At 69.7% G+C, this 13,917-nt stretch carries 10 protein-coding genes; 8 read left to right on the plus strand and 2 right to left on the minus strand.

The window, feature by feature from the left end; all coding sequences use genetic code 11:
* Window positions 1-31 precede the first annotated feature (31 nt).
* The 8 genes from AACX88_RS00480 to AACX88_RS00515 all read left to right on the plus strand — a co-directional run bounded on the left by AACX88_RS00480 (window position 32) and on the right by AACX88_RS00515 (window position 12,109).
* Complete coding sequence (locus AACX88_RS00480) at window positions 32-1,066, plus strand: 1-aminocyclopropane-1-carboxylate deaminase (protein WP_339391138.1); 1,035 nt, start codon at window positions 32-34, stop codon at window positions 1,064-1,066.
* Entirely contained in the window at window positions 1,063-3,480 is a 2,418-nt protein-coding gene (locus AACX88_RS00485; protein WP_339391139.1) for a transketolase-like TK C-terminal-containing protein, read from the plus strand. Before AACX88_RS00480 ends, AACX88_RS00485 begins: the two co-directional genes overlap by 4 nt.
* A gap of 295 nt (window positions 3,481-3,775) precedes the next feature.
* Window positions 3,776-5,170, plus strand: a complete 1,395-nt coding sequence (locus AACX88_RS00490; RefSeq protein WP_339391140.1) for an NAD-dependent succinate-semialdehyde dehydrogenase — start codon at window positions 3,776-3,778, stop codon at window positions 5,168-5,170.
* 246 nt (window positions 5,171-5,416) lie between these two features.
* Window positions 5,417-5,917, plus strand: coding sequence for a hypothetical protein (locus AACX88_RS00495; protein WP_339391141.1), 501 nt, complete (start codon window positions 5,417-5,419; stop codon window positions 5,915-5,917).
* A gap of 27 nt (window positions 5,918-5,944) precedes the next feature.
* Complete coding sequence (locus AACX88_RS00500) at window positions 5,945-7,495, plus strand: class I adenylate-forming enzyme family protein (RefSeq protein ID WP_339391142.1); 1,551 nt, start codon at window positions 5,945-5,947, stop codon at window positions 7,493-7,495.
* Window positions 7,492-8,787: a beta-ketoacyl-[acyl-carrier-protein] synthase family protein gene (locus tag AACX88_RS00505; protein ID WP_339391143.1), complete on the plus strand. Its 1,296-nt coding sequence runs from the start codon at window positions 7,492-7,494 to the stop codon at window positions 8,785-8,787. Before AACX88_RS00500 ends, AACX88_RS00505 begins: the two co-directional genes overlap by 4 nt.
* Window positions 8,774-9,979 carry an acyl-CoA dehydrogenase family protein gene (locus AACX88_RS00510; protein WP_339391144.1) on the plus strand — a complete coding sequence of 402 codons (1,206 nt, stop codon included), beginning with the start codon at window positions 8,774-8,776 and terminating at the stop codon, window positions 9,977-9,979. Before AACX88_RS00505 ends, AACX88_RS00510 begins: the two co-directional genes overlap by 14 nt.
* Window positions 9,980-10,069: 90 nt before the next feature.
* Window positions 10,070-12,109: a heavy metal translocating P-type ATPase gene (locus AACX88_RS00515; RefSeq protein ID WP_339391145.1), complete on the plus strand. Its 2,040-nt coding sequence runs from the start codon at window positions 10,070-10,072 to the stop codon at window positions 12,107-12,109.
* Between the two features lie 246 nt (window positions 12,110-12,355).
* Here the strand turns inward: AACX88_RS00515 and AACX88_RS00520 are convergent, their stop codons facing one another.
* Together AACX88_RS00520 and AACX88_RS00525 are read right to left on the minus strand one after the other, a co-directional pair.
* A complete protein-coding gene (locus AACX88_RS00520) occupies window positions 12,356-13,324 on the minus strand; it encodes an amidohydrolase family protein (protein ID WP_339391146.1) in 969 nt (322 codons plus the stop codon).
* A gap of 112 nt (window positions 13,325-13,436) precedes the next feature.
* Window positions 13,437-13,895, minus strand: a complete 459-nt coding sequence (locus AACX88_RS00525; RefSeq protein WP_339391147.1) for a MarR family winged helix-turn-helix transcriptional regulator — start codon at window positions 13,893-13,895, stop codon at window positions 13,437-13,439.
* Window positions 13,896-13,917 lie beyond the last annotated feature (22 nt).

Consider the following 13,917-nt stretch of genomic DNA (forward strand, 5'->3'; position numbering starts at 1 on the left):
GCTCCAGCACCGCCCCAGAGACGAGGACGCCATGGCCATCACCGACTTCGAGCGCTGCCCCCTGACCTTCGGCCCGAGCCCCGTTCACGAGCTGCGCCGACTGAGCGACCACCTCGGCGGGGCCAGGGTCTGGGCGAAACGGGAGGACGTCAACTCCGGCCTCGCGTTCGGCGGGAACAAGACCCGCAAACTCGAGTACATCGTCCCCGACATCCTCGCCTCCGGCGCGGACACGCTCGTCTCGATCGGCGGCTACCAGTCCAACCACACCCGCCAGGTCGCCGCCGTCGCCGCCCACCTCGGACTGGGCTGCCGCCTCGTCCAGGAGCGCTGGGTCGATTGGGACGACCCCGCGGCCGAGACGCTGGGCAACATCGAACTCTCCCGCATCATGGGCGCCGACGTCCGCCTCGACGACTCCGGCTTCGACATCGGCATCCGCGACAGCTGGACCGAGGCGATCGCCGAGGTGGAGGCCGCCGGCGGTCGCCCCTACCCGATCCCGGCGGGCGCCTCCGAACACCCGCTCGGCGGACTGGGGTTCGCCAACTGGGCGTACGAGGTCGCCCAACAGGAGACCGAGCTCGGGGTCTTCTTCGACACGATCGTCGTCTGCACCGTCACCGGGTCGACGCATGCCGGCATGATCGCGGGCTTCGCCGCCCTCGAAGACGCCGGGGGTCGCCCGCGTCGGATCATCGGCATCGACGCCTCGGCGACGGTGGAGAAGACCCGCGATCAGGTCACCCGGATCGCGAAGAGCACCGCCGAGCTCATCGGTCTCGGCCGGGAGATCAGCCCGCACGAGGTCGACATCCGCTCCGGCTGGGAGGGCCCGGCCTACGGCATCCCCGACGCATCGACCATCTCCGCCATCCGCACGACCGCCGAACTCGAAGGCGTCATCGTCGACCCCGTCTATGAAGGCAAGTCGATGGCCGGACTCATCGATCTCGTCTCCACGGGGGCGATCGCGCCGGATTCGACGGTCCTCTACGCCCACCTCGGCGGGCAGCTCGCCCTCAACGCCTACTCATCGATCTTCACCGACGGGAGCCCCACATGACCGCACACAGCCAGCACACCGACGACGAACTCCACCAGTTCGAAACGTCGATGCAGGTGAGCCCGCCCGGAACGAATGACCGGCCGCTGACCGCCTCGGCGTCGGGCGAAGACGAGATCCTCGACGAGATCGCCCAGCGCGTGCTCTGGCTCGCGACCTCGATCATCGACCGCGCCAACCGGGGTCGGGCGAACACCGACGGGGTCAAGGTCGGCGGCCATCAGGCCTCCTCGGCGTCGATGGCCGGCATCATGACCGCGCTCTGGTTCACGACCCTGCGCTCGACCGACCGGGTCTCGGTCAAACCGCACGCCTCCCCGGTCCTCCACGCGATCAACTACCTCCTCGGCGACCTCGACGTCTCCTACCTCGACACCCTGCGCTCCCGCGGCGGCCTCCAGCCCTACCCGTCGCGGACGAAGGACCCCGACACCGTCGACTTCTCGACGGGATCCGTCGGCATCGGCGCGACCGCCCCCATCTGGGCCGCCCTGTCCCACCGCTACGTCTCCGACCGCTTCCCCGACACCCCGTCCGCCGGCCGCTTCTACTCCCTCCTCGGCGACGCGGAGATGGACGAAGGCGCGGTGTGGGAGGCGATCATCGACCCCGAGGTCCGCGCCCTCGGAGAGGTCACCTGGATCGTCGACCTCAACCGCCAGTCCCTCGACCGCGTCATCCCCGACGTCCAGATCCAACGCCTCCAGGGCATGTTCTCCGCCGCCGGCTGGCAGGTCCTGACCTGCCCGTGGGGACGCAGGCTCGAGGCCGTCTTCGCAGGTGAGGGCGGTCAGGCGCTCAAGGACCGACTCGTGTCCATGCCCAATCCCGAATACCAGCGGCTCCTGCGCGCCCACCCCACCGAGGTCCACGACCGACTGCTCTCCGGCCTCGCCGAGGTCGACGCCGCCTCCCTGCGCACCGTCATCGACCGGTTCGACCCCGATGCGCTCGCCTCCCTCATCCGCGACCTCGGCGGTCACGACCTCGGGCAGCTCGTCGACACCTTCGACCAGATCGACGACACCCGGCCCACCGTCGTCTTCGCCTACACGATCAAGGGCCGAGGGCTGGCCACGGAAGGCCACCCGGGCAACCACGCCGCCCAGCTCACCGAGGCGCAGATGCGCGACCTCGCGGCCGCCTCGGGTATGGAGCTGGAGAACCCGTGGGTCGCCTTCGACCCGGACACCCCGGCCGGTCGACTGTGCGCGGAGACCGCGGACCGGCTCCGGCGGGAGCCGTTGACCACCCATGCCGTCGCCGAGGTGCCGGCCGAGCTCGGCTTCACCCCGAAGTCCGTGGTCTCGACGCAGGCGGCCCTCGGCCGGTTCCTCTCCGACCTCAAGCACGTCGCCCCGGAGGTCGCCCGCCGAGTCGTCACGGTCTCACCCGACGTCGCGACGTCGACGAACCTCGGCGGCTGGATCAACAAGACCGGCGTGTGGTCCCCGGCCGGACGCGAGGACTGGTTCTCCGACGACCGCGAGCGTGTCCTCAAATGGCACGAGGGCGCGGGCGGCCAGCACATCGAGATGGGCATCGCCGAGGTCAACCTCGTCTCGCTCGCCTGCGAACTCGGGGCGACGGGGTCCCGGTGGGGGCAGCCGCTGCTGCCGATCGCGACGATCTACGACCCCTTCATCAACCGGGCGCTCGAACCGTGGACCTTCGGCCTCTACGCGGGCGGGCGCTCGATCATGGTCGGCACGCCCTCGGGAGTGACGCTCGCCCCCGAAGGCGGGGCGCACCAGTCGTTCAACACGCCCTCGGTCACCCTCGAGATCCCGCGGCTGACCAGCTGGGAGCCGGCCTTCGCGCAGGACCTCGAATGGACGCTGCTCGAGGCTCTGTCCGAACTCGCCGACCCCGACGGCGACTCCGCGTACTTCCGGCTGACGACCCGGCCCGTGGCACAGGAGCTCGCGGCAGTGCCCGAGGATGCGCTGCTGCGCGAGCGCCGGCGCCGCCAGGTCATCGCCGGCGGCTACCGGCTCAGCCCGCACCCGGCCGGCGCGGACGAAGTCACGCTCGTCGGCGTCGGGGCGATGATGACCGAGGTCCTCGAGGCGGCAGAGCGCCTGACCGGGCTCGGCGTGCGCGCCGGAGTCGTGTGCCTGACCTCCCCGTCGAAGATCTTCCGGGCCGTGCAGGAGCGGACGAAGGTGAGCCCGAGCCCGCGCTCGGCGATCGCCGAGGAGCTCTTCCCCGCAGCCCACCCGACCCCGCTGGTGACCGTCCTCGACGGCCACCCGCACACGCTGTCGTTCCTCGCCGGCATCCGCGGGGACCGCACGCGCAACCTCGGCGTCAGCGACTTCGGGCAGGCCTCCTCGGTGGCCGAGGCCTACGAGATCCACGGCATCGACGCCGTCTCGATCACCTCACACGCCCTCGACCTGCTCGGACGGTGAGGATCGGGTCCGCCGAGGTGGTGAGGCCGCCTCGGCGAGTCCTGCCGAAACCGTGACATCCGTAGTGCCCGCTTGCGGATTCCGTCGTTTGCGAGACGGAATCCGCACCACCTCGGCGGGGTCGTCAGAGTGCTCGGGGCGCTGATGATACCCCCAGGTTCCGCCACTTGTTGCTCAGGTCACGTGTTGATAGCGTGAGGGACAGGCATACGCGATCCGTCGATTCCGACGGCGTCGCGGTAGGCATTCGCTTCCCTGGAACCACCCAGGGTGCCACGAGTCAAAGGAGTCTGGAATGAGCAGTTCAGTCAGCGCCGCGACCGGCTACCGGGTCGAGAATCCGGCCACGGGCGAGATCGTCGAACGGTTCGACACCGCGACCGACGAGCAGATCGGCCAGGTCATCGACGAGGCACAGGCTGCTTACCTCAAGTGGCGTGAGAAGACCATCGAAGAGCGCGCGGCGATCGTCAACAAGGTCGCCGACCTCTTCGGCGAGCGCAAGGAAGAGCTCGCGAAGATCATCGCCGAGGAGATGGGCAAGCCCGTCCCCGAAGGCATCGAGGAAGCCGAGTTCAGCGAGGCGATCTTCAACTACTACGCCGACAACGGCCCCGAGTTCTCCAAGGACGAGGAGATCAAGTCCTTCTCCGGCGGCAAGGCATACATCCAGCGTCGTCCCGTCGGCGTGCTGCTGGGCATCATGCCGTGGAACTTCCCGTACTACCAGGTCGCGCGCTTCGCGGCCCCGAACCTCGTGCTCGGCAACACGATCATCCTCAAGCACGCTGAGATCTGCCCGCGGTCGGCGGCCGCGATCCAGCAGATCATGGACGACGCGGGTGTGCCCAAGGGCGTCTACACGAACGTCTACGCCTCGCACGACCAGGTCGAGACGATCATCGCCGATCGGCGCACGCAGGGTGTGTCCCTGACCGGGTCCGAGCGTGCGGGCTCGATCGTCGGCGCGCTCGCCGGCAAGTACCTCAAGAAGGCCGTCCTCGAGCTCGGCGGATCCGACCCGTACATCATCCTCGACACGGACAACCTCGACGAGGCCGTCGACACCGCGTGGGGCACGCGCCTGTACAACACCGGCCAGGTCTGCAACGCGAACAAGCGCATGATCGTCATGGACGACATCTACGACGACTTCGTCGCAGGACTGACCGAGCGTGCGCAGAGCTCGCAGAAGTCGAACCCGTCCGATCCGGTCGAGGGCGGATACTCGCCGCTGTCCTCGCGCGCCGCCGCGGAGAACCTGCGCAAGCAGCTCGACCGCGCCGTCGAGCAGGGTGCGACCCTCGTCGGCGGTGAGCTCGCCGATGACGGTTCGGCCTACATCTCCCCGGCCGTGCTCACGAACGTGACCGACCAGATGGACGCCTACCGTGAGGAGCTCTTCGGACCCGTCGCGACCGTCTACAAGGTCACCAACGACGACGACGCCCTCGAGCTCGCCAACGATACGGACTTCGGACTCGGCGGCGCCGTGTTCTCGAAGGACGAGGAGCGCGCTGCGAAGATCGCCCAGCGCCTCGATGTCGGCATGTCGAACGTCAACACCCCTGCCGGTGAGGGCGCGGAGATCCCGTTCGGCGGCACCAAGCGCTCGGGCTTCGGCCGCGAGCTCGGCCCCTACGGCATGGACGAGTTCGTCAACAAGCGCATGTACTACGTCGCCGAGTGATCGGATCCGCGTGAGCGGGTTCGGCTCGGACGGCTGATCGGGTTGGGCTCGGTCAGCTGACCGGATTCGGATCGGTCGCGTGAGAGCGGGCGTCGTGTCCGGGGCGGGAGTTCCTCCCCTCCGGGCACGGCGCCCGTTCCGTGTCTGCGCTCGGTGGTGCGAGCGCTCCCCGTAGCGAGCAGCTCCCCGCCCGCGGATCCACCGCTGTCAATTGACCGGTCATCTCGACCCTTTAGACTTCCGACTATGAGTGACGAGTGGACATCTCAGTGGCACATCACGGGCAAGGGCAAAGTCATCCGGCAGTGGTCGAAGGGTGAGGATCCGGGGGAGCGGATCTACCGCGAACTCCCCACCACCCGCCGCCCGAAACTCTCCGATTTCGACGTCCTCGACGAGGAGATCGGCCGCTTCGACGCGGTGTGGAGCCGCATCACGCTCGTCCTCGTGTGGCTCGGCGCGCTGGCGATCCTCGGCGCCGCCCTCGGCCTCTTCGGCCTGCCGATGTACGGCGTCGCGAACTCCGTGTCCCTGGCCGTGGGCGTCACCTCGGTCGTCATCATCGTCCTCATCCCCATCGTCGCGATCTTCATCATGCGCTCCCTGCGCACCCGCGTTTCACGGCTCTACGCCGAGGCCGGCCTGACCGACCCGATGGGCGTCGTCCTCCCCATCGCCGAAGCCGAGGTCATCGTCGCCGACCCGAATACCCTCACGAGCAGCCCCGTCCCGGCCAAAGCCCCCTGACCTGGGTCTTCACCCGGAAGTCTGCCCGTGCCGATCACCGCCACCATCCTCGAAACCGCTCGCACCCACCCCGATCGACTCGCGATCGCGGGTGCGCACGAACGACTGACCTACGCTGAGCTCGTCGCCGATTCGCAGGCCCTCTTCGCCGCCGTCGACGACCTCCACCGTGCGCAGGAGACCCCGCCGGCACCCGCGCCCGAGACCCTGGGCATCCCGATCACGGCCGTGAGCCTCACCTCGGCGTTCCTCACCGCTCGCATCATCGCCGGGCTCGCCGGCTTCCGGGCGGTCTCTGCGACCATCGACCCCCGCTGGCCGCTCGACCATCAGGTCGGGGTCATCACCGTGACCGGGATCGGGCTCGTCATCAGCGATTCCCCCGCCCTCGCCGAGGCGCTCGCCGCCACCGGCTGGACCGGCACCGTCATCTCCTCCGCCGCCTTCACCGACGCCGTCGACCGTCGTACGCGAACGGCGCAGGCCCAGCAGACCCCGCTGCCTGCCCCCACAGTCCGGGACGGCGCCGAACCGTTCCTCATGCTCTTCTCCTCCGGGACGACGAGCAACCCGAAGGCCTTCATCAAGACCCGCGACCAGTACCGCGCGAACGTCGCCGTCTCCGCCGCCCACCTCGAACCGCTGCCGGGCATCGTCACGCTGGCCCCCGGCCCAGTCTCGTACAGCCTCACCCTCTACGCCGTCATCGAGAGCCTCGCGACGGCCGGTTCGATCCACTTAGCCGACGAGTTCGAACCCCTCACCCTCGGCGCCCGCATCAACGAAGAGTCGATCACCCGCATCGTCGCCGTTCCCGCCGTCGTCAAGGCCCTCGCCGAGGCGGCCCACCGCGACCCCGCCCGTTTCGTCGGTCTCGACCTTGTCGTCACCGGGGGCGCGAACCTGCCCGCTGCCATCCGCGACCGCCTCGGCGAGGTACTTCCCCGCACCCGCCTCATCAGCTATTACGGTGCCGCGGAGATCGGCTTCATCGGCGACAGCCGGGACGGGGACGGCACGTGGATCGAGATCTACCCGACGATCGGGGCACAGATCCGCGACGAATCAGGGCATCCTGTGCCCGACGGCGAACTCGGGACGCTGTGGATCCTCGCCGCCGCGTGCTCCGACGGCTATGTCACCGGCACGACCGAGGCGGTGCTGCGCGGTCCCGACGGCTGGGCAACCGTCGATGACCAGGGGCGGATGTCGAACGGTCGCCTCCAGCTCGCCGGACGGGCCGGTGACATCGCCGTGACCGGTGGGCACAAGGTGTCCCTGCCCGAGGTCGAACGCGCCTTCGACGGATATGCGGCCGGCGGGCACCGCCTCGGCGAGGTGGTCGCGATCGTCCTGCCCGATGCCGCTCTCGGGAGCATCGTCGCCCTCGTCATCGAAGCCGGCGGTGAGGGCATCGGCAAGGCCGCCCTGCTGGCCCACGCCCGGTCGCGCCTGGCCCCGCAGTTCGTGCCCCGCCGATTCTTCGTCCTCGATCGGCTGCCGCGGACGGTCGGCGGGAAGATCCGGCGGGCCGAAATCGTTGACCTCATCGTGGACGGACAAGGACTACGACTGTGACCACCGATCGCCGCGTCGCCATCACCGGCATGGGTGCGATCACCCCGAGCGGACTCGACGTGAGAACGCTCTGGGACTCCGTGCGGGGTGGCCGCAGCGCGATCGACGTCCTCACCGGCGAGCAGTTCGCCGACCTCGCCGTGCGCATCGGCGGGCAGATCAGGGACTTCGACGCCGAGGCGGTCCTGCCCCGGGCTCTCGCCCGCAGACTCAGCCCGGTCCAGCACTGGGCGATCGCGGCCGCCGACCAGGCGTTCACGCACGCGGGACTCCCTGCCCCATCCGAGGAGCTGCCGTGGGACCGGTCGCGGGTCGCGGTCATCGCCGCCACCGGCTCGGGCCCGGTCGATGCGATGCAGGAGGCCACCCGCGCCCTCGACGCCTCCGGCCCCCGCGGCGTCCCGCTCACCCTCGCCATCCACGGCGCCCCCGACTCCGCCGCCGCGCTCATCAGCCAGCGCCACGACATCCGCGGACCCGCGCAGGGAGTGTCGGCGACGTGCGCATCCGGGGCGATCGGCCTCGGCGAAGGGATGCGGCGCATCCGCCACGGATACGCCGATGCCGTCCTCGTCGTCGGGATGGAGGACTGCCTGGGACCGGTCAACCTCGCCTCGAACGCGAACATGCGGGCGCTCGCCGCCGGCTACGAGGACGATCCGAGCGCCGCGAGCCGACCCTTCGACTCGCACCGCACCGGTTTCGTCATGAGTCAGGGAGCTGCGGCGATCCTCCTCGAATCGGCAGACAGCGCGAGAGCGCGCGGCACTGAGATTCTCGCCGAACTCGCCGGCTTCGGAGCTGCGAGCGACGCCCACCATCCGACGAACCCGCACCCGCAGGGACGCGGCGCCGCGGCTGCCGTGGTCGAGGCACTCGCCGATGCGAGCCTGAGGCCCGGAGACGTCGACCACATCAACGCGCATGCCACAGGCACTCCCGCCGGCGACCGGGCCGAGCTCGCCGCCTTCGACGCGGCGCTCGGGGCGGCCGCCCGCAGGATCCCGATCAGCGCGACGAAGTCGAGCACGGGGCACCTCCTCGGTGCCTCGGGCGTCGTCGAAGCGGTCCTCGCGGTGGAGACGCTGAGGACACGGACGCTGCCGCCGACGATCAACCTCGGCGAACCGGAATTCGACGGCTGGGACATCGTCGCAGATCAGCCCCGTGCCCTCGCCGACGATGCGCGACTGGAGACCGTGCTGTCGACGTCGTTCGGATTCGGCGGCCACAACGGGGCGATCGTCCTGCGTCACCACCCACCAGCAAGGAGCACCGATGACCGACCGTGAGACCCGTATCGCCGACCTGGCCGCGCGCTACCTGCCCGAGGAGACCCTCGAGCGGTTCCGGGAACGCGCCGCCGTCTACGACCGGGAGAACACGTTCTTCGACGAGGACCTCGAGGAGCTCAGAGCCCTCGGCTATCTCACGCTCTTCGTCCCCGCCTCCCACGGTGGCCCGGGACTGACCCTGTTCGAGGTCGCCAGGCTCCAGCAGCGGTTGGCCGCGGCCGCCCCGGCGACGGCCCTGGCGATCAACATGCACCTCATGACCACCGGCGTCGTCAAGGCCCTGGCCGACCGCGGCGACGACTCGCTGAACTGGGTGTTCGACGAGGTCATGTCCGGTGAGATCTTCGCCTTCGGCATCTCCGAACCCTCGAACGACTGGGTCCTCCAGGGCTCGACGACCGAAGCCGTGCCGACGGCTGACGGCGGCTTCGAACTCACGGGCGTGAAGATCTTCACCTCGCTCTCCCCAGTGTGGACGCGGCTCATCGTCCACGGTGCGGTGACCCGCGACGACGAGGGTCTCGCCGGCCCGGACGCCGACGAACCGGCGGCCGGGGAACTCGTCTACGGGTTCATCGACCGCACCGCGCCCGGCATCACGGTCTCCGACCGGTGGGACGTCCTCGGGATGCGCGCCTCGCAGTCGCGGGCGACGATCCTCGACCACGTGCCCATGCGCCCCGACCGCGTCTCCCGGATCATCCCCGCCGGCCGCCACCCCGATCTGCTCACCTTCGCGATCACGAGCAACTTCCAGCTCCTCATCGCCGCCGTCTACGCGGGAGTGGCCGCGCGTGCCCTGGAGATCGGGGCCGCCGGACTGCGGAAGCGGACCTCCGCGAAGTCGGGCACCTCGTTCGCCGAGGTGCCCGAGACCCGGGCGCGGCTCGCCGACGCCCACCTCGACTTCCAGGCCGTGCCCGCGATGATCGACGCGTTTTCCCGGGACTTCGACGACCTCGTCGACCACGGCTCCGGATGGCCGCTGCGTCTCGTGGCCGCCCGGATCAAGGCCGCCGAGGTGGCCCGCCGCACCGCGGAGATCGCCCTGATGAGCACGGGCGGAGGAGGCTTCGACACCAGCCACGAGGCGTCGCGTCTCTACCGGGACGCGACCGCCGGTCTCTTCCACCCGCCGAGCGCCGACGCCGCCCGTCCGATGTACGCCGCCGCCCTCCTCGACGAGTAGGTCGGCACCGCCCTCAAAGGTTCCTGGAACCAACCACATGTTTCCGCCACAACATATTGACATATAAATATACGTGCATATGATGAAGGCATGGAACAGACAACGCGTGCAGACGAGAAGCACACCCACACGAAAGGGCAGGGAGCCGATCACGAGCACGGCCACCTCGGTGGTCCGGCGTGGGAGCTCGGCTTCGCCATCACCTCAGGCGTGACCTACATCGCCGGTGCGATCTTCGAGTACTTCGTGCCCGGAGCCCCCGTCGTCCAGGTCGCGATCCCCCTCTTCCTCGCCACCTACTTCTTCGGCGGCTTCTTCACCTTCGCCACCGCGATCCGATCGGTGATGCGCGGGCGCTTCGAGGTCGACTTCCTCATGCTCGTCGCCGCGATCGGCGCGGCCAGCGTCGGTCGGTTCGCCGAAGGCGCCGTCCTGCTCTTCCTCTTCTCCCTCGGCCACGCGCTCGAGGAGTACGCGATGGGCCGGGCGAAGAAGTCGATCGAGGCACTCGCCGAACTCGCACCCCCGTTCGCCCTCGTGCGCGTCGGCGACGAAGTCGTCGAACGCCCCACCGAGGAGCTCGAGATCGGCGACGTCGTCGTCGTCCGACCCCATGCGCGGATCCCGGCCGACGGCTTCGTCCTCGTCGGGAACTCGGCCGTCGACCAGGCGGCGATCACCGGTGAGAGCATCCCCGCGGAGAAGTCCCCGGCGCCCGACCGCGAGGACGCGCTGGCCAATCCGGGCCGCATCGACGAGACCTCGCGTGTCTTCGCCGGCACCGTCAACGGCTCAGGATCCCTCGACGTCGTCGTCCTCGCCGTCGCCGCCGACTCCACGCTTTCGCGCGTGGTGACGATGGTGCGGGAGGCCGATGACACGAAGAGCTCGACGCAGCGCTTCATCGACCGCTTCCAGCGCTGGTACGTCCCGCTCGTCATCGCACTGGTCCTCGTCGTCCTCGCCTTCGGCTGGCTGGTCCTCAGCGAACCGTTCGCCGACAGCTTCTACCGGGCGATGCTCGTCCTCGTCGCCGCGAGCCCGTGTGCGCTGGCCGTGGCTACCCCGGCCGCCGTGCTCTCGGGCGTCGCCCGCGCCGCCCGGGCAGGGCTGCTCGTCAAGGGCGGCGGTCCCCTCGAGACGCTCGGCAAGGTCAAGTCGATCGCTTTCGACAAGACCGGCACCCTGACCTGGGGTCAGCCCCGGCTCACCGACATCACCCCCGCACCTGGTGTGACCGCCGAGGAGCTCTCCCGAGTGGCGCTCGCCCTCGAATCCTCCGTCGACCACCCCCTGGCCACGGCGATCGTCACCGGCCTTGAGCCCGATGTTCCCGCCGATCAGCGCCTGCAGGCCGCCGATGTCGAATCGATCACCGGCCAGGGCGTGCGGGCCGAGATCGACGGACAGCAGGCCGAACTCGGCAGCCTGCGGATGTTCACCGGCGATCTCACCCCGGAGATCGAGACGCTCGCCCGCGACCTCCAGGACGCCGGACGGACCATCATGGTCGTGCGCTGGGGAGGCAGGTTCCTCGGCGTCCTCGGCGTCATGGACGCTCCCCGCGCCGAGGCGAAGGCCGTCATCTCCTCCCTGCGCGGGTCCGGTGTCGATCAGCTGGTCATGATCTCCGGTGACAACCAGCGGGTGGCCGATGCGATCGGCGCCGAGGTGGGGGTCGACACCGCGCGCGGCGACCTCATGCCCGAGGACAAGGTGACCACGGTGCGCACGCTGTCGGCGCAGGGCGACACGGCGATGGTCGGCGACGGCGTCAACGACGCCCCGGCCATGGCGAACGCCTCGGTGGGCGTGGCGATGGGGGCGGCGAGTTCCGCGGTCGCCCTCGAGACGGCCGACGTGGCGCTGATGAGCGACGACATCGGCAAGGTGCCGTTCCTCATCCGGCTCAGCCGCGCCTCGTCGAGGATCATCCGGCAGAACCTCATCGCGTCCCTCGTCATCGTCGGCTTCCTCGTGCCCGCGAGCCTGCTCGGCCTGCAGATGGGGCCGGTCGTCTTCATCCACGAGGGGTCGACGTTCCTCGTCGTGCTCAACGCCCTGCGCCTGCTGCGGTACGGCAACGGCGACGAGCACTCCGGCATCGCCCACGAGAGCCGGCCCGCATAGAGACTCCTCCCCTCATGTATCGGAGGATCACCGGTTCGATCCACGCGCAGCGAAGGCTCGCGTGGATCGAGCGCGTTACGGGGCGACTTCCGGACGCTGAGTGCCGGGCGCGCTCGATCGCAGCCGCGTTCTCCGGACGCTGAGTGCCGATCCGTGGCAGTGAAATCGACACTCAGCGTCCAGGAACCGCGCACTGAACCGTGCTGAGGGTGCCAGTGCGGACAGCCGCGGCCCCACAGGCGGTGACTACCGGGTCGACGGGAGCCCGAGGACAGCCTCGGCGGTGGAGTGGGAGATCGCGGCACGGTCGGTCTCGCTCAGATCGAGGCGGTCGAACCATTCCCGGGCTCGGGTGTTGTCGCTGAACGGATAGTCGACGGAGAACATCATCCGGTCGAGCCCGAAGGTCTCGGCGGCGAGAGTGAACGGTCCGTCGTAGAAGAAGCCGCTCGTCGTCTCCCAGATGTGGTTGCGCAGGTACCAGCTCACGGGGTGGGCGATGTCGGTGTCGAGCGCGGAGACGAAGTCGTCGAGGCGCTGGGAGTAGAACGGCAGGCCCTCGCCGAGGTGGCCGATGATGATCCGCAGGCCCGGGATCCGATCGAAGACGCCCTGCGTGATCATCCGCACGATGTGGAGGCCGATCTCGAAGTGCCAGCCCATGCCTGCGGTCTCGAGCGCCGGACCGACGCTGCCGGGCAGGCCGCTGTAGTAGGCGGTGCGGATCGTGTCGGTCGGGTATTCGGGGTGGAGGTAGATCGGCACGTCGAGGTCCGCGGCCGTGCGCAGCAGGCCCTCGTATCGGGGATCGTCGAGGAACACGCCGCCGGTGGCGCCGTGGATCATCGCGCCGAGGAGGCCGAGCTCGCGCACCGAACGCTCGAGTTCGCGGCTGGCAGCCTCGGGGTCGCCGGTCGGCAGGGTCGCGAAGCCCGAGAAGCGGTCGGGGGTGCCGGCGATGATCGACTCCGCGAGCTCCGTGTTGAGCGACTGTGCCAGCGGGATGGCGCGGTCGGCGGGCAGCTCCTGCACGGCCGGGGTCACCGCCGAGAGGACCTGGACGTCGATGCCGGCGTCGTCCATCCGCCGGAGCCGGTCGTCGCCGAGGTCGCAGAGGCGCTGGTCAGGGCGGCCGGGAAGCCAGGAGACGTCGAGGCCGGTGGCGGCGAGCAGTTCCGGGGTGCCGTAGTGCTCTTCGAGAGCGATGGTGCGCATGGATGAACCTCCTCAGATAGTTTTGTAACAAAACTATCTGAGGAGGCGGGGGCGGTCAACCCGTGGGGACGTGGTGCACCGTGTCAGTGTGTGCCGTGTGGCTGTACGGCTCTCAGCGGTCGCGCACCTCGGCGAGGAGGCGCTCAAGTGCTCCGGCCGCCTCACCGAGTACCGCCCGGTCAGCGGCCGAGAGTGCGGCGGAGGCCTCGGAGAGGACCTCGGCGGCCGCGGCGTCGAAGCGGGCGAGCTGATCCCGGGCGAGAGCCGTGACGGACAGGGACTTCGACCGCTGGTCGCCGGGGACGGGGAGCTGTTGGAGGAGCTCTGCGGCAAGCAGGGGGCGGAGCAGATTGCTCACCGTCGACGGTGCCATCGCGAGCAGCTCGGCGATCTCCCGCGGAGTGGCCGTGCCCGAACGGTCGACGGCCCGCAGCACCTCGACCTGCGCCTCGCTCAGCTGCGGGAGACCGGCCTTCTCCCTGGTGCGGGCGACGACCGTGCGGCGGAAGGGGGCGACGACGCCGAGCAGAGCGAGCAGCTCGGCTCGGGCAGGATCAGGACCGGGAGTCATGCGCCCATCTTGCCAAACCCGG

Source organism: Brevibacterium metallidurans (assembly GCF_037101285.1).
Taxonomy (GTDB): Bacteria; Actinomycetota; Actinomycetes; order Actinomycetales; family Brevibacteriaceae; genus Brevibacterium; species Brevibacterium metallidurans.